Origin of the sequence: Paenibacillus sp. NPDC058071 (assembly GCF_042885235.1) — a bacterium.
Taxonomy (GTDB): Bacteria; Bacillota; Bacilli; order Paenibacillales; family Paenibacillaceae; genus Pristimantibacillus.
In genome coordinates, this window is sequence record NZ_JBHVSK010000009.1 from 119,841 (window position 1) to 142,938 (window position 23,098).

Below are 23,098 nucleotides of genomic sequence, written 5' to 3' on the forward strand. Positions count from 1 at the left end.
CGGCGATAAGCGTCAAGCTATTCGGTTTAGTCCAGCTCGGACTCGTCGAAATCGTCGTCGTCATCCGTCGAGAGCGATTCCACCGGCTGCGCCGTCGTAGACAAATTGCTCGCATCGCGAATTTGTTTCTCGATGACAGCAGCCATTTCTGGATGATCCTTCAGAAACTGCTTCGCATTTTCCCGGCCTTGGCCTAAGCGGTCGCCGCTATAAGAGAACCACGCGCCGCTCTTCTGAACGATATCCATCTCTGTACCGATATCGACCAGACTGCCTTCTCTCGAAATGCCTTCGCCGTACATAATGTCGATCTCGGCTTGTTTGAACGGAGGCGCCACTTTGTTCTTCACGACTTTGATCCGCGTACGGTTGCCGACCATATCATTGCCCTGCTTGATCGTCTCAATGCGACGCACTTCAAGCCGCACGCTCGAGTAGAACTTCAACGCTCGTCCGCCTGGCGTTGTCTCCGGGTTGCCGAACATCACGCCGACTTTCTCACGCAACTGGTTGATGAAGATCGCAATCGTCTTCGACTTGCTGATCGCACCGGAAAGCTTACGCAATGCCTGCGACATCAGCCTTGCTTGCAAACCGACGTGGGAGTCGCCCATGTCGCCTTCGATCTCGGCCTTCGGCACGAGCGCCGCGACGGAGTCAATGACGATGATGTCGACCGCGCCGCTGCGCACGAGCGCTTCAGCGATTTCCAGCGCCTGCTCGCCCGTATCCGGCTGGGACAGCAGCAGCTCGTCGATATTGACGCCCAGCTTGCTCGCATAAAGCGGGTCAAGCGCGTGCTCAGCATCGATGAAAGCGGCTTGTCCGCCGACGCGCTGCACTTCGGCGATCGCATGCAGGGCGACCGTCGTTTTACCGGATGATTCCGGCCCGTAAACTTCGATAACGCGTCCTCTTGGCAAACCGCCGATGCCAAGAGCGATATCTAAAGCAAGCGAACCGCTCGGCACGATTTCCACTTGCATATGTGTCGATTCTCCCAATTTCATGATGGAGCCTTTACCAAATTGTTTCTCAATTTGACGTAAAGCCATCTCTAAAGCAGCTTTGCGATCCGACAATCAACTCACATCCTTCATTATTTATAATGTAATGATAACTCTTTTTCTATCGGTTGCCAAGTGTTTTTTCGAACATACATTCGTCTTTTTTTTGTAACATCCCTCCAATTAACCTTTTGCCGGGCATAAAAAAACCGCAGCAAAGTAATCTTCGCCACGGTTCTTCCGTCTACGGACTATTATAGACAAGCGCGTCTTTTTACGCAACCCTTATTTCGGGCCGTTTCAGGCATTTTCGGGCGGCGCAATTCACACCCAGCATTTTTATTTCGTCAGCGCTTGCCATAGCCGGTACAGCAGCGATTTAACGGCACGCACGCGGATAATGGTCCGGCTGCCGCTCAGGTTCGTCGTATACACGACCGTTTCCTTTCCCCGCTCGGCAATACCGAGATAAACGAGGCCTACCGGCTTGCCCTCTGACTCGGCCGGTCCCGCCACGCCGGTCACCGAAACGCCGAAATCGCTATCCGCCAATTCCCGTACCCGTTCCGCCATCATCGCCGCCGTCGATTCGCTGACGGCTCCTGGCGCGCCAATGCCCTCCAGTTGGGACATCGGAATGCCGAGCAGCTTATGTTTCATTTCGTTCGTATAGGTAACGACGCCGCCCGTGAACTCGCCGCTGCTGCCAGGCACGCTTGTAATAAGCTCGGCGAACAAGCCGCCGCTTGCGCTCTCTGCGCTCGCCAGCTTCCGTCTCGACGCCCGGAGCAGGCGGACGACCTCCTCTTCCAGCGTTGCGTCTTGCTGGGCGTACAGAAACGTTCCGACGCGCTCCTTGATTCGTTCCACCGTCGCGTCGATTTTCCGGTTCGCCTCGCTTTCGGTCGGCGCCTTCGTCGAAACGCGAATCGCCACCTCGCCTTCCTTCGCATACGGGGCGATGGTTGGATCGCTCTGACCTTCAATTAAATCAATCAGTTGTGCTTCCAAATTCGATTCTCCGATACCCGCAAACTTGAGCAGCCGCGAATAAAGCGGATCGGAATGCCCCAGCACGGAACGGAGCCATTCCTTGCCCGGCCCCTCCATCATCGGCTTCATCTCGCGAGGCGGTCCCGGCAAGAGCAAATAGTGAGTGCCGTCCTCGGACAATCCATTCCCAACGGCCAGCCCGGCCTCGTTGAATAATGGAACCGCTCCATCGATCGTATGCGCCTGGCGAATATTGCTTTCAACCATATGAATGCCGCGCGAGCTGAATAAGGTTTCAATCTTTTCCATCGAAGGCTTGTCGATCGAGATGCCGCGATTCAAATATGCAGCCAGCACATCCTTGGTTAAGTCGTCCTGAGTCGGCCCAAGTCCTCCTGTAAATACAAGCAAATCGGCTCTTGCTCTCGCAGTCTTAATCGCACTGCGAATTCGGTCCGGATTGTCGCCTACAACCGTCTGGAAGTAGACGTCTATACCAAGCGCCGCCAGCTCCTGCGAAAGGAACTGCGCATTCGTGTTCACGATTTGGCCGAGCAGAAGCTCGGTGCCGACGGCGATAATTTCTGCTTTCATGATTCATTCCTCCTGCTAATATGAATGGAAAAGCATCCCTCCATATTCGGAAAGATGCTTTCTAAATCCTTATTCAATCGGGATAAGATGTTTGTTTTTCAAGAAATAATCAAGGCCGGAATAGATCGTAATCGCCACTGCAATCCAGCTAATAACCGCATCGAATGGGAAAGCGATAAAATGGAACGGAAAATTGTTCAGCAGCAGCGAAATGATCATGGTGATCTGTATCGCCGTTTTCCATTTCCCCCATTTGCTCGCCGCCATGACGCTTCCTTCGAGAAGCGCAACTTGACGAAGGCCGGTTACCGCAAACTCGCGGCTGATAATAACGATTGCCATCCAGGCGTCCAGCTTATCCATCTGCACAAGCGAAATGAGCACGGCTGCGACAAGAAGCTTGTCTGCGAGCGGATCGAGCAGCTTGCCCAAATTGGTAACTATCTTGTTCTTCCTTGCGATGTACCCGTCCAGCCCGTCCGTGCTTGCCGCAATGATGAATATAAGTGCCGCAATGATCTGATTGTATGTAATGGAATAACCGCTGAATTCAAGCGGCGCTACATTGATATTGACAAGTAGCACGACCATAATTATCGGCACTAAAATAATTCTGACCAGCGTAATTTTATTTGCCAGGTTCATCTGCTTGCCTCCCCTGCCAAATCCCGGCTGTTCGCTGAAACCGTTCTCTGCCCGTTGTTTGCTACCCATTCCGTCATCTGTAAGTCCCCCAGATCTCTGTACACCGTTTCCTACTGGCCTTCCGGCTATCCTCAAGTATAATACATGGCCCATGCCCTGTCAAAATAACGGATAACGGGAAAATGCCCACTCGAAACGGGAAAATGCAAAGGCTGCATTTCCGCCTCGAGCGGGCTGAATGTCTGCTCTATCGATAGTTCAAAAATTGCAATTCGACTTTAAGATCGGCGCCGCGCAGCAAGCTGATAACGGCTTGCAGATCGTCGCGGCTCTTGCCGGTTACGCGAATTTGATCGCCTTGAATTTGGCTTTTCACCTTGAGCTTCGAATCGCGGATTAAAATATTGATTTTTTTCGCATGCTCCTGGTCGATGCCTTGACGAAGCTTGACGCGCTGGCGAACCGTATGGGCCGACGCTGACTCAATTTTGCCATAGTCCAAATTTTTAATCGGCACGCCTCGTTTCATCATTTTCGATTGCAATATATCGATTACGCTGTTCAGCTTGAAATCGTCGTCGGAGACAATGACAAGCTCCTCTTTTTCGAGCGCAATGCTGCTTTTGCTGCCCTTGAAATCAAAGCGCGTTTCGATCTCTCGCTCCGCTTGCTGAATCGCGTTGTTCAACTCCTGCATATCCACTTTCGATACAATATCAAATGAACTTTCCGAACTCATCGTCCAATCTCCTTCCTATTGCTGTGCGCCTTCGTCTCCGCCAGCGGCGTCGCCTGCGTTCCCGCCGGCCGTATCTTCAACCTTCACCGGGTTAAGCTGCACTTTTTTGGATCTTGCCAGATCTCCGTCGTTTACGACGATGCCATCGACCGAAATAACCGTCAAATCGGCACGTCCGACGTTGACGTAAAGCGGCTCTGTAATGTCATAGGATTTTGTTTCGCCATCCTGAATCGTACCCGAATACAGCTTTTCACCGGTCGAACCGCCTTTCCGAACCTCCGTCCAGCTCGGTCCTCCCGACACTTTTATTTCCAGCTTATGCGGTACGTTTGCCGGAGCTACATCATAATGGTCGACTTTGCCCTGCTTGGTTGTAAACGTGAGCGTCGTTTCGGCTGCTGGAGGCGGCGTTGACGGAGGCGGCGTAGTGCTGCCCCCCGCACTGTTCGGATCTGGGGTAGAGGCTGGAGCCTGCGAAGCCCGATCCGTCATTTTTGTGTCGTCGATCTGCTTGGAATCGTCGCCTTTTTGATTGACAAAATAAATCCATACGACAACGACGATCAGAATGAGGAACAGCCACATCAGCAGATTGAACCCCAGTCTGCCAAAGCGCTCAGAAGAACGCGATTGCACTCTGCGCGGCGCTCTGGCCGCTACCGGCTCGACATTGTTCTGTTCCGCAACGACGGCCGGCACTTCATGTTGGTATAAACGGAGCACTTCATCAGGATCAAGCCCCACGGCTTCACAGTAGTTTTTGACAAAAGCCCTCAAATAGAAAGAGCCGGGCAAAATGCTGTGATCGCCGCTTTCGATCGCTTCCAAATAACGTTTCCGTATTTTTGTTGTTTCCTGTATGTCTTCTAGCGAAAGCCCATGTTCCTCTCTCGCTTTCCGAAGCAATGCTCCCAAATCCGACATCTAAGCGTTCTCCTCTCTTTTAAAAATCGTCCGAATAATTGGCCGTAAACGATTCGTACGAAATTTCTTCATCCGGCGTATTGCGAAGCTCGATAATCATATCGAAATGGCTGTAATCGTATTGCGACTCGCGAATAAAAATATCCGGGTGCTCGATCACCTTCGTGGAAGGCATCGCCATAATTTCCTGAAGCAAGGCGTAATGCTTTTCATTGGAACGAATGGTACTTACGATTCCGTCAATAATAAAAATGTTGTTCTCGCTCGTTTCATCCTCGGAAAGCTGACTGCGTACCGTTTGGCGAAGCAGCGTTGAGGATACGAACGTCCATCGCTTATTGGAGCACACGCTTCCCGCGATAATGGATTCCGTCTTGCCGACGCGGGGCATACCTCGCAGACCGATAACTTGATTGCCCTCCCGCTTGAACACTTCTCCCAGGAAGTCAACCAAAAGGCCCAGCTCGTCGCGCGTAAAACGGAACGTTTTGCGATCGTCGGAATCGCGTTCGATGTACCTTCCGTGCCGAACAGCCAAAATATCGACAATCGTCGGTGTTCTGAGCTTGTTTACCGTTATATTGTCGACCTTTTGCAGCATTTTACCGAGCAAAACGATTTTCTCCTCGTCGTCGGTCTGGAGTAGCATTCCCCTTGTCCGGTCTTCTACGCCGTTGATGGTCATAATGTTAACTTCCAGCATACCGAGCAGTGAAGCAATATCGCCTAGCAGTCCGGGCCTGTTTTTATGTATTTTGTATTCCATATAATATTGTTTGATTTCCATTAAATGGTCACCGCCCCAAACCTGTTGTTATCGCCTTCATGCAATATAATAAAGCCGTCGTATAAACGATACTATACTTTAAAAGCTTATTCTACAATTTTCGGCACAATCCTGCAACCGCAACAAAAACATCGCAGAAAAGCCTCCAGATATGGGAGGCTTTCCTGCGGATGCGCTACATAAGTTAAGAATGCTGGACGAGTTTAATCATTAAGTTGGCGATCGTTTTCTTCTCCGACTCGTCGCCGACGTCCCAAAGCTGCTTCAGCACGCGTTCCTGTTCGTTTTTCGGATCGACCTTCTCGTCGAGAAACGAACCGATTTCGTAAGCCAAATTGGCGATTGTTTCCTCGGTCATGCCCATTTCCTTCGCATGCTCAACCTTATCGGACAAAAATTGCTTCCATGTCGAAAAGTTAGTCAATACGGATGACATCGCTTATTCGCCTCCTACGGATTGAAAGAATGAACAACAGTCCTTATTCTTTCTCCCGGTCGAAGCAATTATGCATCCGACGGCTCGTCCTGGATTACGGCGATGCCGATTGGCGGAGAAAAACTCAGTTACGTGTGCCAGCCTCCGTTCGGACTAATGATTTGTCCGGTAATATAAGATGATTCGGGTAGAGACAAAAAGTAAACAAGCGATGCAATTTCATCAGGCTGGGCAAACCTGCCAACCGGAATTTCCTGTTCGAGAGCAGCCTTCTCCTGATCGTCGAAGCCGCTCATCATCGCCGTATCAACGACGCCGGGCGCGACCGCATTCACCGTAACGCCGGATGGCGCAAGCTCCTTGGCAAGCGCTTTCGTGAACGCATTCATGCCGCCTTTCGTCGTCGAGTACAGCACCTCGCAGGAGGCGCCGGACAATCCCCATACAGACGAGACGTTGACAATGCGGCCGAACCGGCTGGCGATCATATGCTGCATAAAGATTTGGCTGCACAAAAACATCCCTTTTAAGTTAACCGCCATAACATCGTCCCATTCCTGCTCCGTTACGTCGGCCAGCATGCCGTAATGTGAAATGCCGGCATTATTGACGAGTACGTCGGGCAGGAGCGCGCTTGCCTCCAGTTTCTCGCGCATGCGCAGCAGCTGTTCCTTGGAGCGCAGATCAGCGCTAACTGTCATCACTTCGACGCCGTGCCTCATGCAAGCTCTTGCCGTTTCATTTGCCGCTTCGTGCGAGCCCAAATAATGGATAACAATGTTGATGCCCTCCGCGGCGAAGCGCTGCGCGATGGCAGCGCCGATGCCGCGGCTTCCCCCGGTAATCAACACCGTTCTAGGTCTAGCAATCGTCATTCGGACGGCTTCTCCACGATCGACACGGCCAGCTGCTCGAAATCGAAATGCTCGCGCAGCCTCTCGTTCACATCCTCAAGCGTGCTGCTTTCATACAACGGCAGCAGGTCGAACATGTCACTGTCGCGGAAGCGGTACCGCGTAAACTCGCCGGCGATCGATTCGGGGGAATTGAGCATGCGCAGATAACCGCCGATTTTTTTCCGTTTGGACCGTTCGAAGGATTCCGCCGGAATGCCTTCCTTCAGCGCCGTTTCGACCGCTGCGCGAACCCGCTTCAACAGCTCTTCAGGGTCAGGACTGTCGCCGCCGATAACGGAAAATGCGTACTGTTCGCTCGAATTGAATTCGGAGCCAAAGGAGTCGGTAATGACGCCGCTTTCGTACAGCTCCTGATACAGCGCCGAGCTTGGACCGAACAGCGCGTCGAGCATCAGCTTGGAGGAAACCTCCTGCTTCAGCAGAGCATTTCCAGACAACCCAACCTTCTTTTCCTTGAAGCCGAACATGACCTTCGGTAAAGAAACGGGCAGATGCGTAACTTTGCGCGCTATTTTCACCGTTTCCGGCTCCGGCTCGAAATAGCGGTTAATTTGGCCTTGCGGCTCAAACGTTTTTGCTGATTGATTGCGACGAACGAGCTCGAAAACTTCCTCCGCCTTCACGCCGCCTACAACGAACAGCAGCATATTGGACGGATGGTAAAACGTTTCGTAGCAGCGGTATAACGTTTCTTTATCGATTTGGTAGATCGACTCCACTGTTCCGGCAATATCGATGTGGATGGGATGCTGATGGTACATCGCATCAATAACGCCGAAATAGACGCGCCAATCTGGATTGTCTTTGTACATGTTAATTTCTTGCTCGATAATCCCTTTTTCCTTATTGACGTTCTCATCGGTAAAATAAGGATTTTGCACGAAATTGACGAGCGTTTCCAAGTTTTGCGAAATGTCCTCGGTCGCGGAAAATAAATAGACCGTACGGTCGAAGCTGGTAAACGCATTGGCCGAAGCGCCGTGCGAAGCAAACGTGGCAAAGATGTCGCCGGTCGGTTCCTCGAACATTTTATGCTCCAAAAAATGGGCGATGCCGTCCGGCACTTTAACCGGCTGTTCGCTTCCTACTGAGAAGCGGTTGTCGACTGACCCGTATTTGGTCGCAAAGGTGGCGTACGTTTTCTGAAAGCCTTCTTTCGGAAGCACGATCACTTCCAGGCCGTTCTCCATCACTTCACGGTACAGCGTTTCCTGCATCCCTTTGTATTCAAGCGTTTCCATGATGTCCTTACGCCTCCTTCCGGTCACGCAAATAATAAACCGTGTCCAGCTGCGCCTTATTCGCAACGCGTACGATATCCTCTGCCGTTGTCGCCTGCACTTGCGCCAGCAAGTCGGATGCGGTACGTTCCTTGCCGGACAGAACGGCGTTGAAATCATAGGCAATCATCTCGTAAGCGCTGTCCTGCAGCTCACGCAGATGATTGGAAATCATCGCCTTTGTTTGCGACAGCTCCAGCTCGCTTAATTCGCCGTTACGCATACTTTCCAACTGCTCTTTGATAATGACGACCGCACGCTCGTAGTTGGCGATCTCGATGCCTGATTGAATCGTGCAAATGCCCATATGGCCATCCAGACGGGATGCCGAATAATACGCCAGACTCTCTTTCTCGCGTACGTTGAGGAACAGCTTGGAATGCGGATAACCGCCTAAAATGCCATTGTACATAAGGGAAGCGGCATAATCGTCGTCGCCGTAACGAATCCCCGTGCGCAGGCCGAGATTCAGCTTGCCTTGACTGACATCCATCCGTTCGACGATCGTCTTCACCTCGGCAACCTCTCTCGTTACGTCCGGAAGCGAATAGCCCGCCGGTTCGCCGTCGGACAAACGGAACGATTGCTCTACAAGCTCAGACACTTCTTGAAGAGTCGTGTCGCCGACAACGTACAAATCAAAAGCGGCGGTACGAAGCCAGTTCTCGTACGCAGATTGCAGCGATTGCGGTGTAATGGACGGAATGGCGTCAAGCTTGCCGAGAGGATGCAGGCGATAGGGCTCGCCTTCGCACATTTCCTCGAGGCAGCGCTCCGCCGCATAACGTATTTTGTCATTGACGATCGCTTCAAGCCTCTTGACGAGCGTTTGCTTCTCGGCTTCCACGTACTTAGCACGGAATATTCCGTTTTCTTGGTACGGGTCGGTGACGACTTCACCGAGCAGCTTCAGCGACTCGGCAAGCAAAGACGTATTGGAGGAAACGAAGCGGTCATTAATGACGTCCATTCGAAATTGGACGATTTGCGACTCGCCTCTTTTATACACATCAAAGCCGAAGCCCGCGCCGTATAGGTCGTCGAGCCTTTCTCGGAAAGCTTTCGTTTCCGGCGTATTCGCCGTACCGCGGCGCAGCACGAACGGAATTAAGGCGGTTTCTGTCACGGAAGCCTCGGAAAGCGGTAAGCCTGAAAACAGCGAGACGGCAAACGTTTTGAACCGATTGGTCGGCAGCACGTGCAGTCTTATCCGCCCGATTTGCCCTCTTTCAAATAAAGTCACCGGTGTTTGCTCCTTCCTCTAGTCAGCTGGTTGGGTGGTGCCATCTTGCAGTAAATGTATTCCATACCGTTAATGTCTATACCATTCTAACCGATGCGAAATGGAAGAAGCAACCGACCTCGCACAGGGCAAAATCGGCTGCTTCTTTTCGAGCAGGCTACATGCAAAAAATATGTTTGCCGATCGTTTTGACTTGCGGCCGCGTCCAAATCCACTTGGAGGTGGCGGTCACGGGATTGAAGTAATAGAGGCATCCGCCAGACGGGTCCCAGCCATTAATGGCGTCCTGCACCGCCTGTGCCGCTTTCTCGTTCGGAGTTAAGTATATTTGTCCGTCCGCTACGGCTGTGAACGCGCCGGGCTGGAATATAACGCCCGATATTGAATTCGGGAAGCTAGGTGACTTTAGCCGGTTTAAAATAACAGCAGCCACTGCCACTTGTCCCTCGTACGGTTCGCCGCGCGCCTCGCCGTAAACGGCGTTCGCCATAATTTGCAGATCGGCTTTGGAAAGTCCAAGCTTGTTCGATTGCTGAAGCGAACTGCCGGCCTTGCCTCCTCCTCCGGAGCTTGTTCCGCCCCCAGTACTTGTATTGCCTCCTCCGCCTCCGGCGGTTCCTTTGCCCATCTCCTCAGCTGTCGGCTTCCAGTTTTTCGTCGCTTCCCAAAGCTTAAGCTTTGTTTTGGCTCCGACGACACCGTCCGCCTTCATGCCAAACTTCCATTGAAACCAGGTAACGGCGTTTCTCGTGGTCCAACCGAACTGGCCGTCTATTTTGCCATTGAAGTACCCCAAATATTTGAGCCTTCCTTGCAATTCGTATACGTCCTTGCCCGAGGAGCCGACCTTCAGCGTTGCATTGCTGAACGTTTCCGATGTCCTGCCGTTCATAAATTGCTGAAGCGAGTACATGCCTAGCGACAGCATGACGATTAACGCTGTCATCACAATTAAACGATTTCTCATCTGGGATCTGCCTTTCTCTTGCAAGTTAGTCCGCTTATTACAGCGTTACCTAACTTTAGTATGAGAAAAGCATCCTTCTTCTATGCATCGTATTGTCAGTATAGAATCAATGGCGCCGCTAGAAGCAAAACACCGCGTGCAGATCGCTGCACGCGGTGTCAAACCTGAATCTGTCTTTCAAATCCGGTCTTCTTGTTTGTCAGGACGGAATCCGTCCTTGATATTGATCGGCAGACATGAGAACCTCACGCGGCTTGCTTCCTTCGTAAGGACCTACGATGCCTTTTGCCTCCATTTGATCGATAAGCCTTGCCGCCCGTGTATATCCGATGCGCATGCGGCGCTGCAGCAACGATACCGAAGCTTGTTTCGCATCCAGTACGATTTGCACTGCCTGATCGAACAGCTCGTCTAAAATCTCATCAGGATTCGTCGAATCCTCCTCAATTTCTGGCACCAGATCTTCCTTGTATTCCGCTTCCGCCTGGTTCCTTGCGTATTCGACCAGCGCTTCCACTTCCTGATCGGAGAGAAACGCGCCCTGCACCCGAATCGGCTTAGACATGCCGACCGGCAGGAACAGCATATCGCCGCGCCCGAGCAGCTTCTCCGCGCCGACCATATCAAGTATGGTCCGGGAATCTACCTGCGAGGAGACGCCGAACGCGATACGAGACGGAATATTCGCTTTGATGACGCCAGTTATGACGTCAACAGAAGGACGCTGCGTCGCGATAATCAAATGAATGCCGGCCGCCCTTGCCATCTGGGCCAGACGCGCAATCGAATCCTCGACGTCATTCGCAGCAACCATCATCAAGTCTGCAAGCTCGTCTACAATAACGACGATATATGGCAGCACAGCCTTCGGATTCTCGGCCATTAACGTATTGTAGCCTTCAATATTACGAGTGCCCGATTTGGAGAACAGCTCGTAGCGTTTCTCCATCTCAACGACGATTTTTTTGAGCGCAAGCGAGGCTCTCCGCGGATCGGTCACGACTGGAGCGAGCAAATGCGGAATGCCGTTGTAAACGTTCAACTCGACCATCTTCGGATCGACCATTAGAAATTTCACTTCGTCAGGCTCAGCCTTGTATAAGATGCTTGTAATGATGCCGTTAATACAGACCGATTTACCGGAACCGGTTGCGCCGGCGACAAGCAAATGGGGCATCTTCGCTAAGTTGCCAACGATCGGCTGGCCGGAAATATCGCGGCCGAAGGCGACAGACAGCTTTGAAGGGGCATTCTGAAAAGCTTGCGTCTCCATAACCTCGCGCATCGTCACGACGGACACTTCCATATTCGGCACCTCGATGCCGATCGCTGATTTTCCAGGAATCGGCGCTTCCATACGAATATCTTTAGCAGCGAGCGCAAGCGCGATATCATCCGTCAAGCTGACGATTCGGCTCACCTTGACGCCTGTCGCCGGCTGCACCTCATAACGGGTTACGGCAGGACCGCGAACAACGTCAAGTACTTTGGCCCGGACGCCGAAGCTTTCAAGCGTCGCCTCCAGCTTTCGCTTCGCATCGATAGAATCGGTGCCGTCGCCCCCTCTTGCGAGCAGGCTTGGCTTCGACAGCAGCGAGAACGGCGGCAGCCGGTAAGGCTTCACTACAGGTTCGCTGCTGTCGCTGGCAGCCGCCTTTGCAGCGACCCGCTCTTCGCCGTCGACGCTTTTCGCCGCTTGTACGGCCGTGTCGACCGATTGCAGCGGCTCGTCCGCGTCATGGTTATCTTCATTCCCTGTCGCCGTATGAACGGCCAGATCATCGATTTCCTCCGGCTCGTACGGATGAGACGATTCCGGCGCTTCAACTTCTGGATCGGGCTTGTCCGATTCTGCATCGGCATACTCAGCCGATTGACGCCATGGCTCATCCCAATGCTCACTTTTATCAGTCGCCGGCTGGAGGTCTCTTTGCTCCTCCTCTTCAACGGAGTTCTCGCTTGTCCAAGGCGCTTCATCGTCTTGAGCATTGGAAGAATGCTCGTCAAGCGGCTTATCGTCCTCTCCGTGCTGCTCCCAATCCTGCTCAAGCTCTTTCGCCCAATGAGGACTAGGCTGACCTTCGGCCTGCGACTGGAAGGAAGGCAGCTCGTCAAGCGACCATTCATCATGGGGCGTCTGCTTCTCCGGCTCTTCCGTCTTGTTCTGTTGTCGCCAAGCGAAAAATAACGAGCGTTTCTTCCGGCGAGGCGTGTGTTCATAGTCGTCGTCTTCAATCGTATCGTCGTCATTATAATCATCCGCTTGGTCTGCAGCTCCGCTATTCGCGGCAGTGCTTGCTGCTGCGGCGGCCGAACGCTGTGCAGAGTGCTGCGACCGTTTGGCCGCTAGCAATTTGACCAAATGAAGCAGCCTCTTGCGAACGATGCTTCCCAGCTCGACATACGATTTGCCGGTCATCAGCATCAATGAAATCGCGAACATGACCCACATCATCAGCTGCGCTCCGAAATAACCGAATAGTGCGTACAGCATCGAATATTGAATGGCCCCGACGTAACCACCGCTGATCGCCCGCTCAGTCATCGGCCGGGAGTCGGTAGCGTCGAAGACTAGCAGCTCCTGCCTTATATTTTCGTTTAAGGTGGACAATATCGAGCCGCCCGTCAATTCTGCCGCCGGTCTCAAGCTTTGATCAACATCCGCAATTGAACTATAAAGCGTTAAGGCCAGCACAAACAGCAAAATGCCTGTTCGCCGGTTGCTCCAGCCTTTAGGCCACGCCCGCTTTACCATGACGGCCAGACCGACATAGACGCCGACCAAAGCGAGCGCAAAGTACCATTTGCCAAGAAACAACCCAAACAGCTTGGACAATGACCGTCCAACCGCCGCTTCTCCGGACATTGCAATTATAGAAACGGTAATAAGCAGGATACCGTAAACTTCGTATTTTAAATTAGCCGCAATCGACTTACTCTTTCTTCTTTTTTTTGCCAACTCGCGTCACCTCTGGTTTAACATTATACCATAGGTGGACAAATGTTCCTATTGCCAACCGCCATTCGGCGATTATTTCGGTCCGTAGCGGATGATCGAGCCCGGCGTAAGCTGCGGGTTCAAGTAATCGTTTAATTGACATTGCAACAGCCGAACCACTTGCCCGATGCCGGGAGCAAGCGGTCGGACTTCCATGCAGACGCCGTCCAGCCAAATTTCGTGACTGTCATTCCCTTCGTTGTGGATGCCGTCCAGTACCAGTTCGAGAGGCATAATCGTATAAAGTGTCATCAGTTATACACTCCTGTCCCTGCCGCCTCTTTCTTCCGATCGGCAATAAGCCGGTTGAGCTCCTTCAGCGCTTCTCCCAAACCGCCAGTCCGGTCGATCAGCCCATGCTTCACCGCATCCGCGCCGATCACTGTCGTGCCAATATCGCGCGTCAGTTCGCCCGTTTTGAACATCAGCTCCCTAAACTTTTCATCCGTCACATTCGAGTGGGACGTTACGAAGCGAACGACCCGCTCCTGCATTTTATCCAAATACTCAAAGGTTTGCGGCACGCCAATGACGAGTCCGTTCAACCGGATCGGATGAATGGTCATGGTCGCCGTCTCGGCGATAAACGATACATCTCCGGAGACTGCAATCGGAACGCCGATTGAATGGCCGCCGCCCAAAACGAGTGTGACGGCCGGTTTCGACAGCGAGGATATCATTTCGGCTATTGCAAGACCGGCTTCGACGTCTCCACCAACCGTATTCAATACGATTAAAATGCCTTCGATTTTCTGATTCTGCTCCGCTGCTACAAGCTGTGGGATCAAATGCTCGTATTTCGTCGTCTTGTTCTGCGGAGGAAGAACGATATGGCCCTCTACCTGTCCGATAATCGTCATGCAATGGATATTCGATTCCATCTGCGGAACATTCGTCTGACCGAGCTGCTGAATCGATTCTACGATGGCGTTGGCCTGCTTCTTTTTATCGTCGGGAGCGATTTCGGGCTGCGGCTGCTCGTTGACGGCGCTTCCCAGCCAATAGGAGTCGTGCATTATATAGAATCCCTCACCTTCCGGCAGCATAGGCTGCTGCATTATAGTTATGGCTCGTCATAGTATGGGGTGGGGTTGGAAATTTATACGGGATCGGCATTAGCAAAAACGGCTCGATTTTCGGGCTGCGGCTATCCAGCTACGTCCGGTGTACGGCGTCGTCTCGTCGCAACCAAATGGTTTGAGTCTAGAAAGGAGAGAAATTGCGACATACAAAAACAGCCCGCTGCCGGCTTTGAGCCAGTAGCGAGCTGTTCCTTAACGTCTTCCAAAACCATACGGCTTGCGTAGGTTACACTTCCATTATAATAGGCAGTATCATCGGACGCCTGCGTGTTTGCTCGTAGAGAAAACGGCCCAGCGCTTCCTTGACGCTCGTCTTTAGCGAAGCCCATTCATTTACTTTATCGTTCATAAGACGATTTAGCGTATTGGTCACCAGCTTGTTTGCTTCTTCAAGCAACCCTTCCGCTTCTCTTACATAAACAAAACCGCGGGAAATGACATCCGGACCAGAAATAATGCTGCCGTCCTGTTTGCTAAGTGTGACGACAACGACTAAAATACCGTCTTGCGACAGCAGCTTGCGATCGCGCAGCACGATATTGCCGACGTCTCCAACTCCGAGTCCGTCGATCAAGACGTTGCCTGCCTGCACTTTCGATCCCTTCCGGGCTGCGCCATTCTGAAACTCTACCGTATCGCCGTTATCGAGCACGAAAATATGGGATTTGTCGATGCCGACTGAAACAGCCAAATCCGCATGCTGCCGCAGCATCCGATATTCGCCGTGAATCGGAATAAAGTAGTCGGGCTTAATCAGATGAAGCATCAGCTTCAGCTCCTCCTGGCTGCCGTGTCCGGAAACATGTACGCCGGATACCGAGCCCGGTCCGTAGACCACATGAGCGCCCAACCGGAATAGCTCGTCGACCGTTCTCCCCACATACCGCTCGTTGCCTGGGATAGGCGTAGCTGCAATAATGACCGTATCGCCCGGCAAAATATCGAATTTCCGATGCATCGAACGCGCCATTCGCGTAAGTGCCGACATCGGCTCCCCCTGACTGCCCGTACAAAGAATAACAATCCGGTCAGCCGACCATTTGTTAACTTCTTCTGGCTCGATCATCGTATCTTCCGGCACCTGCAAATAACCGAGCTCGGTCGCAATACCGACGACGTTCACCATGCTTCGTCCGACGACAACAACCTTCCGGTTCGAGGCTGTCGCCGCGTCGATCACCTGTTGAACGCGATGCACGTTGGACGCGAACGTTGCGACGACAACCCGTTGCGAGGCGGCGAGAAACAGATCCTCCAACTCCTCGCCTACCTGTTTCTCCGAAGGGGTATAGCCGGGACGTTCGGCATTCGTGCTGTCCGACAGCAGAGCCAATACACCGCGTTTGCCGATTGCCGCCATACGCTGCAAATCAGCATATTGTCCGTTCACCGGCGTATGGTCGAATTTGAAATCTCCCGTGTGAACGATCAAACCTTCCGGCGTTTCCAGACATACGCCGACAGAGTCGGGTATGCTATGATTCGTCTTGAAGAAAGTAGCGGTTATCGCCCCCAGCTGGATCTCCGAATCGGCGTTTATAAGAACACGCGTCGTTTCGCCAAGCAGCCCAGCCTCCTTCAATTTGCCCTCGATGAGCCCAAGTGTTAGCTTCGTTCCGTAAACCGGAACGTTCAGCTGCTTCAAGACGTAGGGCAAGCCTCCAATATGGTCTTCGTGGCCGTGCGTAACGAGAATACCGCGAACCTTATCGCGGTTGTCCAACAAATAGGTAATGTCGGGAATCACGATATCAATGCCCGGCATGTCCTCCTCCGGAAATTTGAGACCTGCGTCGACAATGACGATATCGTTGGCGTACTGGATCACGTACATATTTTTGCCGATTTCACCAACGCCGCCTAACGCAAATACGAGCAATTGATCCGCACCGTTCTTCTTGGACAAGCGACTGCCTCCTTTTCCGCTGCGGCTCCATCATTCGTAATTAATCTGGAGTGCCGCAATCGCTGAATTGCACGACTAAATTGTCAAACTTTTCCGAACTAGTCAACTTCTTCTCATTATACATGATCAAAAAGCGGTAGCACAAGCGATCGACGAGCCGTTCTCCCCGCTCATTGGCACAAAAAAAAGCTCTGCGGACTAGGACATCCGCAGAGCTTTTTGCCTATAGCTATTGAAACAAACTTCTAATAAATTCCTCTTCACCTGCTGTTGCTTCGATAAGCGGCAGTCTGACTCCTCCGACCTGCAAGCCTCGCAGCGACAAAGCGTACTTGACGGCTACCGGATTCGGTACCGGATGCGGACATTCGAACAGACCTTTAAACACCGGATAGCATTCGAGATTCAGCTTCGCAGCAAGTGTAACGTCGCCGCTCGTATAGGCTTCGATCAGCTGCTTCATTTTCGCGCCGATCACATGGGCTGCCACGCTGATAACGCCATAACCGCCGAACGCCAATGTTGTTAACGTTGTGCTGTCGTCGCCTGTGTATACTTTAAAGCTCTCTGGAGCGGAAGCGATAATTTTCGCCAATTGATCCTGTCCCGCGCATTCCTTCGTGCCAACGATATTATCGATTTCCGCGAGGCGAAGCGTCGTTTCGGCCGACAAGTTGATCCCCGTACGACCAGGAACGTTATACAGTAATACCGGCAGCTTCGTCGATTCAGCGATCGCTTTAAAATGCCGATACATTCCCTCTTGATTCGGTTTGTTATAGTAAGGAGCGACCAGCAGTATGCCGTCCACGCCGCAAGCTTCCGCTTCCTTCGTCAACTGGATGGAATCGGCGGTATTGTTGCTGCCGGTGCCGGCAATAATTTTGCATCGGCCTCCTGCACGATCTACCGCAAAGCGGAACAACGCCGTCTTCTCTTCGTCGGACAGCGTAGGCGATTCGCCCGTTGTGCCCGAGACGACAAGGGAGTCGTTCTTTTGTACTTCAATTAAATCGTCGATCAGCCTGCCGGTTGCTTCCCAATCGATCTGACCGTTTGCGTCGAATGGCGTGACCATTGCCGTAATTAATCTACCAAAATCCATCCTGAAACCCTCCTACGAAAACTTTGCCGGCGAACGGATACCGTACGGGCCAGCCGCTTAAAGATGAAGTTCGAATTTGGCGTGCAGCGCTTGCAGCGCCGACTCCATATCTTCGTCCTTCACCAGCACCCATATGGTTGTGTTCGAATCCGCCGATTGCATAATGGTAATGCCTTGTTCCGTTAACGCTTCCACAATTCTTGCCATAACGCCCGGAACGCCGTTCATTCCGCCTCCGATAACCGACACTTTGGCGCAGCCGCTAACGGCCGCCGGCTCGAAGCCGCCGTCCTTCAAAACGGATACGGCCCGTTCGGCATCGTCATCAAAGACGGTGTACACCGCTCCGCTTGGCGTTACATTAATAAAATCTACGCTAATATGATTGCGTGCCATCGCCTGAAAAACTTGAAGCTGCATATCGTTGCGGCCATCATTGGCCTGCACCGATATTTGCGTAATACCGGTCACATGCGCAATCCCGGTCACATGCCGATCCCTGACGTAGCCAGGAATAGTCTCCGGACGATCGGTTACTAGCGTTCCTTCGTCTTCCGTGAAAGTCGATCGTACGCGGATCGGAATACGCGCCTGTTGCGCGATTTCAACCGCTCTCGGATGAATGACCTTCGCGCCTTGCCGGGCCATGTTGCAAATCTCGACGTATCCTACCACCGGCAGCGGCTTGGCATCCTTGACAAAGCGAGGATCGGCCGTCAATATTCCGTTGACATCGGTGTATATGTCGACCATCTCGGCACGCAGCGCAGCGCCGATTGCGGTGGCGGACGTATCGCTTCCGCCTCGGCCAAGCGTCGTCATATCGCCATTCGCCGTACTTCCTTGAAAGCCCGTTACGATAACGACCGAACCTTCCCGAAGATGCGCCAGCATCTTCTCCGGCTGCAGCTCGACAATCCGGGCATGACCGTGTTGATCGTCGGTCAAAATGCCCGCCTGTCCTCCCGTCAGAACGACCGACGGAACGCCGGCCGCCTGCAGCAGACTGCAGAGGACGGCTGCGGAGAGAATCTCCCCGCAGCCAAGCAGCATATCCCGCTCGCGGGCGGGCAGACGATCGCCATTGTCCCGGATAAGCTGCAATAGCGTATCCGTGGCGTAAGGCTCGCCCTTTCTCCCCATCGCCGATACGACGACGACAAGCGCGTAGCCGTTGTTGCGTTCTCTAACAATATGATTCATACAATAGCTTCTTGCATGGTCGGTCGATAATGAAGTGCCTCCGAATTTTTGAACCAGGATGCGCATAAGGACAATCCTCCGTTACCTGCTCGCAACAAGTCGACACAGCCGTTCTCGTCCGGAATCGCTAGGCGGCCCCTAGTGTCTTGGCGACGGCGTTCCGGCAATAAGCATCGGTCTGACGTCAGTCCCGAGCTGCTTGGTTTACGACGAGTAGTTAAAACGTTCGATAAGAAGAGGCTGCAGTTGCTTCCCTTGCAGGGCAGCCTCGCACGTTTCAAGCGCCAAATCCATTCTGGCGACAAGCGAATTCGGCTTCTGCTCCGGATTATCCTGACCGAAAGGCACAAAATAAATATGTTTAGCCACCAGCAGCTTTGCGATGTTAGCGGCATTCAACCCAAGTCCGTCATTCGTAGAAATAGCCAATACGACCGGCCTTTGATTGCGCATTTGCGCCTTAGCCGCCATCAATACGGCGCTGTCCGTCAGCGCGTTTGCCAATCTGCTTGTCGTATTGCCGGTGCATGGAGCGATCAATAGAACATCGATCAACTTGGATGGTCCAAGCGGCTCCGCCTGCACGATCGTCGAAATAATTTCATTGCCCGTAATCGCCTTTAACTGCGTCTGCCATTGCTCCGACGTTCCAAATCTCGTATCCGTCGTCATGATCGTGTTCGAGACAATCGGCACCACATTCGCCCCCGCGTCAACGAACCGCTGAATTTGCGGCATTATCTCGGCCAGCGTGCAATGCGAGCCCGACAGCGCGTATCCGACAGTCAATCCTGACCAGTTCATTGCCCATTCCCCCGCTTTATGGAATCGTCCATAATCAATTGTGATAAACAATCGGCTATGATACGTCCAGCGGTTTTAGGTGCGACGATTCCCGGCAGTCCGGGCGCGAGCATCGCCTTGATTCCACGCTTCTCGGCGAAGCGGAAATCAGTTCCGCCAGGCTTCGAAGCCAGGTCGATAATAACGGCTCGCGAGGGTAATTTAGCTATAATTTGCGCTGTGACTATCATAGTCGGAATTGTGTTAAAAATCAAGTCAATATTGCCTGTAAAAGCCAGCAGATTGCTGATATAGAAAGGCTTGAGGCCCATTTCCGCAGCCCTTGCGAAGTGCTCGCTGCGCCTCACTCCGACCAGTACTTCGGCTCCCAGACCCTGCAGCGTCCGGGCCATTGTAAAGCCGGTTCTGCCGAAGCCGAGCACCATCGATTTGGAGCCGTGAATGGTAATGTCCGTGTGTTGAATGGCCATCATCAGCGCGCCTTCAGCGGTCGGTATGGAGTTATAGATCGCTACATCGTCACGATCGAACAGTTCTACCAACTCAATTTGGTTCTGCTCGCATAAGCTTCGTAAATAAGGCTTCGCCATACCCGCATAAACTTTGCTGTGCTTCGGCATACGGGCGATATGTTCGTCAAGCAGCCGCATTTCGCGATCGCTGAAAACGGCATGTATGACGCCATGGTCGTCAGTTCCGACCGCCGGAAGCAGCAGCGCGTCGATCCCGTCGAACAGCTGCTCGCTGAATTCCGCTTGTACGGCGCCATCGAGCGGCGTATGCAAGCCGTCGAAGCCAGAAACAGTAACGGCTGCGTCGAGTTCCGACAGTTTGCGGATGACCTCGAGCTGTCGCGCGTCGCCTCCCAGCAGCAGCACTTGAACGCCTGTAAGCATGCAGGCTCCACTCCTTTCTGCGCACGGGTTATAAACCATCTTATGCCGATGCCCAGAATGGGTGAAAAAAATGAAGGGGGCTACAGCTCAAGCAAAAACACGTTGCGATTAAGACTTGTAAACAAATTAAATTAAACGAAATGAACAAAATCGAACTAGACAGTCGAGACTAAAAGTAATAGACGAAATGCAATAGATGAAATGCATTAGACGAAATGCACTAAAGATAATAAACAAAACAAAAAACCGCCCCGGCAGCCTTTTCAGGCACTCGGGACGGTTCGGTATCATTTCAAATAGACGGACGCTTCAACAAATAACTGCTTTTCTGCAGTTATTTCCTCGCCAGAGGCTTGTTGTAGCTGCAATAACGTCCTTCTGGCAGTTATTCCTTGCTACTTCCAACCGCACAGCCCATACGTCAACCAATAACTGCTTTTCTGCAGTTATTTCCTCGCCAGAGGCTTGTTGTAGCTGCAATAACGTCCTTTTGGCAGTTATTCCTTGCAACTTCCAACCGCACAGCCCATACGTCAACAAATAACTGCTTTTCTGCAGCTATTTCCCCACCAGAGACTTGTTGTAGCTGCAATAACGTCCTTTTGGACGTTATTCCTCGCTACTTCTGACTCGCACAGCCCATATGTCAACAAATAACTGCTTTTCTGCAGTTATTTCCTCGCCAGAGGCTTGTTGTAGCTGCAATAACGTCCTTTTGGCAGTTATTCTTCGTCTCTTCCATCGCTTGCCAAGCCGAGTAGAACGCGACTTAGGGGATCAGATCAGCCGTAAGCCGCATCGGCACCATACGATATCATACATTACGATGCCGTCCTTGCTAAGCTCGCTCTTAAACGCCGGTATGGCCAAATCCGCCCGCGCCGCGGACAGTTTCCGGCAGCTCGTCCGTTTCGACGATCGTGACGACCGGCACCACTTGAAAGACCATTTGCGCAATGCGTTCGCCGCGCGTAATGGTGAAAGCCTCCTGGCCATGGTTGATCAGCAGAACCTTCACCTCGCCGCGATAATCGGCATCGATCGTTCCGGGCGAGTTCAGACAGGTGATACCGTGCTTGAATGCAAGCCCGCTTCTCGGGCGGATCTGCGCTTCCAGTTCTGCTGGCATAGCCATCGAAAGTCCCGTCGGAATAAGCTTTCTTTCGCCCGGCCCGAGCACGACAGGCTCGGATACGGCGGCTTGCAGATCGAAGCCAGCCGCCCATTCCGACATTTTGCTCGGCAGTTTAATATCTTCGTTTCCTTCTAGTCGCTTAAATAATACTTGATACAAATTGATCCCTCCTGAGTTCGGCTGCAGCTTTGTCGTTCGTGCCGACCATTGCCGCGGAGAATGGAACGGAGAGCATCCGTTTCGTCATTTCGCGCACGTCTTCCATAGTAACATTCTCGATGCGCGTCAGCATATCGTCCAGTGTGTAATGGCGTCCCAGCATGAGTTCATTTTTACCGATTCGGTTCATTCGGCTGCTCGTGCTTTCCAGACTTAAAATCAAGCTGCCCTTCAGCTGTTCCTTGCCCCGATGCAACTCTTCCTCGGTCAAACCTTTCACCGAAAGCTCGCCGAGCTGCTCCATCGTCAAATCGAGCACTTCTTTTGTCTGCTTTGGCGCCGTTCCCGCGTACACGGTGAACAAGCCGCTATCCGCATACGACGTATGGTAGGAATAGACGGAGTAGGCCAGTCCCCGCTTCTCGCGAATTTCCTGGAACAGCCGTGAGCTCATCCCCCCGCCCAGCGCGTTATTGAGCAAAATCATTGCATACAGCTGCGGATCGGAAATCGAGCAGCCAGGGAACGAAAGACAAAGATGATTCTGTTCGGTCTTTTTCTTGAAGAAAACATAGTCGCCATGGAAGACCGGAGCCGAGACAGCAGACGTGCGTCCTTTGTTGGCGAAACGGCCAAAATGCTTCTCCAGCAGCTCAAGCAGCTTGCCGTCTTCTACGTTTCCGGCAACGCTGATGACCGTATTCTCAATCGTATACGTGTCGTTCATGTATCCGCGCAGCGCGTTCGAATCCATCGCTTGAAGTCTTTCCTCCAAGCCTAAAATCGAGTAGGCGAGCGGATGATCGCCGTAAGCGGCACGCGACGCTTCGTCGTGAACCTTATCGTCCGGCGTGTCCTCGTACATCGAGATCTCTTCTAAAATAACGTTTTTCTCCTTCGCCAGCTCTCCTGAATCGAGCTGCGATTCGAAAAACATATCGGACAGAGCGTCCACTGCGATCGGCAAATGCTCGTCAAGCACTTTCGCGAAGTAACACGTATATTCCTTCGACGTAAAGGCATTTACATTGCCCCCGATGCCGTCGAATAAATCAGCGATGTCTTTAGCTGAACGGGTACTCGTTCCTTTGAACAGCATGTGCTCGACAAAATGAGAAATCCCGTTGTTGTCCGGCGTTTCGTTGCGCGAGCCGGTCTTTACCCAAATGCCGAACGATACGGAGCGGAATGTCGGAATTGGCTCGATAACGACGCGCAGACCGTTGCTTAGCGTATATTTGTTCACATTAGTCCTCCTAAACGTTTCTCCTGCAG

21 protein-coding genes are annotated in these 23,098 nt (G+C 52.4%); all 21 read right to left on the minus strand.

Features of this window, described 5'->3' with window-relative positions; genetic code table 11:
• Nucleotides 1-26: 26 nt before the first annotated feature.
• Nucleotides 27-1,082, minus strand: a complete 1,056-nt coding sequence (gene recA, locus ACFVTB_RS16330) for a recombinase RecA (protein ID WP_387751072.1) — start codon at nucleotides 1,080-1,082, stop codon at nucleotides 27-29.
• A gap of 264 nt (nucleotides 1,083-1,346) precedes the next feature.
• On the minus strand, nucleotides 1,347-2,594 hold the full coding sequence (locus tag ACFVTB_RS16335; RefSeq protein ID WP_387751074.1) for a competence/damage-inducible protein A: 1,248 nt from the start codon (nucleotides 2,592-2,594) through the stop codon (nucleotides 1,347-1,349).
• 69 nt (nucleotides 2,595-2,663) lie between these two features.
• Nucleotides 2,664-3,239 (minus strand): CDP-diacylglycerol--glycerol-3-phosphate 3-phosphatidyltransferase, encoded by a 576-nt coding sequence (gene pgsA, locus ACFVTB_RS16340; RefSeq protein ID WP_387751076.1) that lies wholly within the window; start codon nucleotides 3,237-3,239, stop codon nucleotides 2,664-2,666.
• Between the two features lie 247 nt (nucleotides 3,240-3,486).
• A complete protein-coding gene (locus ACFVTB_RS16345; protein ID WP_387751079.1) occupies nucleotides 3,487-3,978 on the minus strand; it encodes a YajQ family cyclic di-GMP-binding protein in 492 nt (163 codons plus the stop codon).
• Between the two features lie 15 nt (nucleotides 3,979-3,993).
• Nucleotides 3,994-4,905, minus strand: a complete 912-nt coding sequence (locus ACFVTB_RS16350) for a helix-turn-helix domain-containing protein (protein WP_387751082.1) — start codon at nucleotides 4,903-4,905, stop codon at nucleotides 3,994-3,996.
• A gap of 19 nt (nucleotides 4,906-4,924) precedes the next feature.
• On the minus strand, nucleotides 4,925-5,692 hold the full coding sequence (locus ACFVTB_RS16355; protein ID WP_387751085.1) for a DUF3388 domain-containing protein: 768 nt from the start codon (nucleotides 5,690-5,692) through the stop codon (nucleotides 4,925-4,927).
• Between the two features lie 184 nt (nucleotides 5,693-5,876).
• The gene (locus tag ACFVTB_RS16360) at nucleotides 5,877-6,128 is read right to left on the minus strand and encodes a DUF3243 domain-containing protein (protein ID WP_387751088.1); all 252 of its coding nucleotides are present in this window, start codon (nucleotides 6,126-6,128) and stop codon (nucleotides 5,877-5,879) included.
• A gap of 128 nt (nucleotides 6,129-6,256) precedes the next feature.
• A complete protein-coding gene (gene ymfI, locus ACFVTB_RS16365; RefSeq protein ID WP_387751090.1) occupies nucleotides 6,257-7,003 on the minus strand; it encodes an elongation factor P 5-aminopentanone reductase in 747 nt (248 codons plus the stop codon).
• On the minus strand, nucleotides 7,000-8,286 hold the full coding sequence (yfmH, locus tag ACFVTB_RS16370; protein WP_387751093.1) for an EF-P 5-aminopentanol modification-associated protein YfmH: 1,287 nt from the start codon (nucleotides 8,284-8,286) through the stop codon (nucleotides 7,000-7,002). Before yfmH ends, ymfI begins: the two co-directional genes overlap by 4 nt.
• Before the next feature lie 7 nt (nucleotides 8,287-8,293).
• A complete protein-coding gene (gene yfmF, locus ACFVTB_RS16375; protein ID WP_387751096.1) occupies nucleotides 8,294-9,568 on the minus strand; it encodes an EF-P 5-aminopentanol modification-associated protein YfmF in 1,275 nt (424 codons plus the stop codon).
• A 157-nt stretch (nucleotides 9,569-9,725) separates the two neighbouring features.
• Nucleotides 9,726-10,535: a spore cortex-lytic enzyme gene (sleB, locus tag ACFVTB_RS16380; protein WP_387751098.1), complete on the minus strand. Its 810-nt coding sequence runs from the start codon at nucleotides 10,533-10,535 to the stop codon at nucleotides 9,726-9,728.
• A 199-nt stretch (nucleotides 10,536-10,734) separates the two neighbouring features.
• Nucleotides 10,735-13,494, minus strand: coding sequence for a DNA translocase FtsK 4TM domain-containing protein (locus tag ACFVTB_RS16385; RefSeq protein WP_483875113.1), 2,760 nt, complete (start codon nucleotides 13,492-13,494; stop codon nucleotides 10,735-10,737).
• A 72-nt stretch (nucleotides 13,495-13,566) separates the two neighbouring features.
• Complete coding sequence (locus tag ACFVTB_RS16390) at nucleotides 13,567-13,785, minus strand: YlzJ-like family protein (RefSeq protein ID WP_387751101.1); 219 nt, start codon at nucleotides 13,783-13,785, stop codon at nucleotides 13,567-13,569.
• On the minus strand, nucleotides 13,785-14,549 hold the full coding sequence (locus ACFVTB_RS16395) for a ClpP family protease (protein WP_387751104.1): 765 nt from the start codon (nucleotides 14,547-14,549) through the stop codon (nucleotides 13,785-13,787). The genes ACFVTB_RS16390 and ACFVTB_RS16395 overlap by 1 nt, the downstream gene beginning before the upstream one ends.
• A gap of 292 nt (nucleotides 14,550-14,841) precedes the next feature.
• Nucleotides 14,842-16,521: a ribonuclease J gene (locus ACFVTB_RS16400; protein ID WP_387751107.1), complete on the minus strand. Its 1,680-nt coding sequence runs from the start codon at nucleotides 16,519-16,521 to the stop codon at nucleotides 14,842-14,844.
• A gap of 229 nt (nucleotides 16,522-16,750) precedes the next feature.
• Nucleotides 16,751-17,626, minus strand: coding sequence for a 4-hydroxy-tetrahydrodipicolinate synthase (gene dapA, locus ACFVTB_RS16405; RefSeq protein WP_387751110.1), 876 nt, complete (start codon nucleotides 17,624-17,626; stop codon nucleotides 16,751-16,753).
• 57 nt (nucleotides 17,627-17,683) lie between these two features.
• Entirely contained in the window at nucleotides 17,684-18,895 is a 1,212-nt protein-coding gene (dapG, locus tag ACFVTB_RS16410) for an aspartate kinase (RefSeq protein ID WP_387751113.1), read from the minus strand.
• Nucleotides 18,896-19,033: 138 nt separating this feature from the next.
• Nucleotides 19,034-19,633 (minus strand): dipicolinate synthase subunit B, encoded by a 600-nt coding sequence (locus ACFVTB_RS16415; RefSeq protein ID WP_387751116.1) that lies wholly within the window; start codon nucleotides 19,631-19,633, stop codon nucleotides 19,034-19,036.
• On the minus strand, nucleotides 19,630-20,529 hold the full coding sequence (gene dpsA / locus ACFVTB_RS16420) for a dipicolinate synthase subunit DpsA (RefSeq protein WP_387751118.1): 900 nt from the start codon (nucleotides 20,527-20,529) through the stop codon (nucleotides 19,630-19,632). The genes ACFVTB_RS16415 and dpsA overlap by 4 nt, the downstream gene beginning before the upstream one ends.
• An 850-nt stretch (nucleotides 20,530-21,379) precedes the next feature.
• On the minus strand, nucleotides 21,380-21,823 hold the full coding sequence (dut, locus tag ACFVTB_RS16425; RefSeq protein WP_387751121.1) for a dUTP diphosphatase: 444 nt from the start codon (nucleotides 21,821-21,823) through the stop codon (nucleotides 21,380-21,382).
• A complete protein-coding gene (locus tag ACFVTB_RS16430) occupies nucleotides 21,804-23,069 on the minus strand; it encodes a M16 family metallopeptidase (RefSeq protein ID WP_387751124.1) in 1,266 nt (421 codons plus the stop codon). Before ACFVTB_RS16430 ends, dut begins: the two co-directional genes overlap by 20 nt.
• Between the last annotated feature and the right edge of the window lie 29 nt (nucleotides 23,070-23,098).

Bases quoted from the DNA above. Each gene is read 5' to 3' on its own strand.
- ACFVTB_RS16335 (WP_387751074.1), bottom strand. From the start codon at position 2,594: ATGAAAGCAGAAATTATCGCCGTCGGCACCGAGCTTCTGCTCGGCCAA.
- pgsA (WP_387751076.1), bottom strand. From the start codon at position 3,239: ATGAACCTGGCAAATAAAATTACGCTGGTCAGAATTATTTTAGTGCCG.
- ACFVTB_RS16345 (WP_387751079.1), bottom strand. From the start codon at position 3,978: ATGAGTTCGGAAAGTTCATTTGATATTGTATCGAAAGTGGATATGCAG.
- ACFVTB_RS16350 (WP_387751082.1), bottom strand. From the start codon at position 4,905: ATGTCGGATTTGGGAGCATTGCTTCGGAAAGCGAGAGAGGAACATGGG.
- ACFVTB_RS16355 (WP_387751085.1), bottom strand. From the start codon at position 5,692: ATGGAAATCAAACAATATTATATGGAATACAAAATACATAAAAACAGG.
- ACFVTB_RS16360 (WP_387751088.1), bottom strand. From the start codon at position 6,128: ATGTCATCCGTATTGACTAACTTTTCGACATGGAAGCAATTTTTGTCC.
- ymfI (WP_387751090.1), bottom strand. From the start codon at position 7,003: ATGACGATTGCTAGACCTAGAACGGTGTTGATTACCGGGGGAAGCCGC.
- yfmH (WP_387751093.1), bottom strand. From the start codon at position 8,286: ATGGAAACGCTTGAATACAAAGGGATGCAGGAAACGCTGTACCGTGAA.
- sleB (WP_387751098.1), bottom strand. From the start codon at position 10,535: ATGAGAAATCGTTTAATTGTGATGACAGCGTTAATCGTCATGCTGTCG.
- ACFVTB_RS16390 (WP_387751101.1), bottom strand. From the start codon at position 13,785: ATGACACTTTATACGATTATGCCTCTCGAACTGGTACTGGACGGCATC.
- ACFVTB_RS16395 (WP_387751104.1), bottom strand. From the start codon at position 14,549: ATGCACGACTCCTATTGGCTGGGAAGCGCCGTCAACGAGCAGCCGCAG.
- dapA (WP_387751110.1), bottom strand. From the start codon at position 17,626: ATGGATTTTGGTAGATTAATTACGGCAATGGTCACGCCATTCGACGCA.
- dapG (WP_387751113.1), bottom strand. From the start codon at position 18,895: ATGCGCATCCTGGTTCAAAAATTCGGAGGCACTTCATTATCGACCGAC.
- ACFVTB_RS16415 (WP_387751116.1), bottom strand. From the start codon at position 19,633: ATGAACTGGTCAGGATTGACTGTCGGATACGCGCTGTCGGGCTCGCAT.
- dpsA (WP_387751118.1), bottom strand. From the start codon at position 20,529: ATGCTTACAGGCGTTCAAGTGCTGCTGCTGGGAGGCGACGCGCGACAG.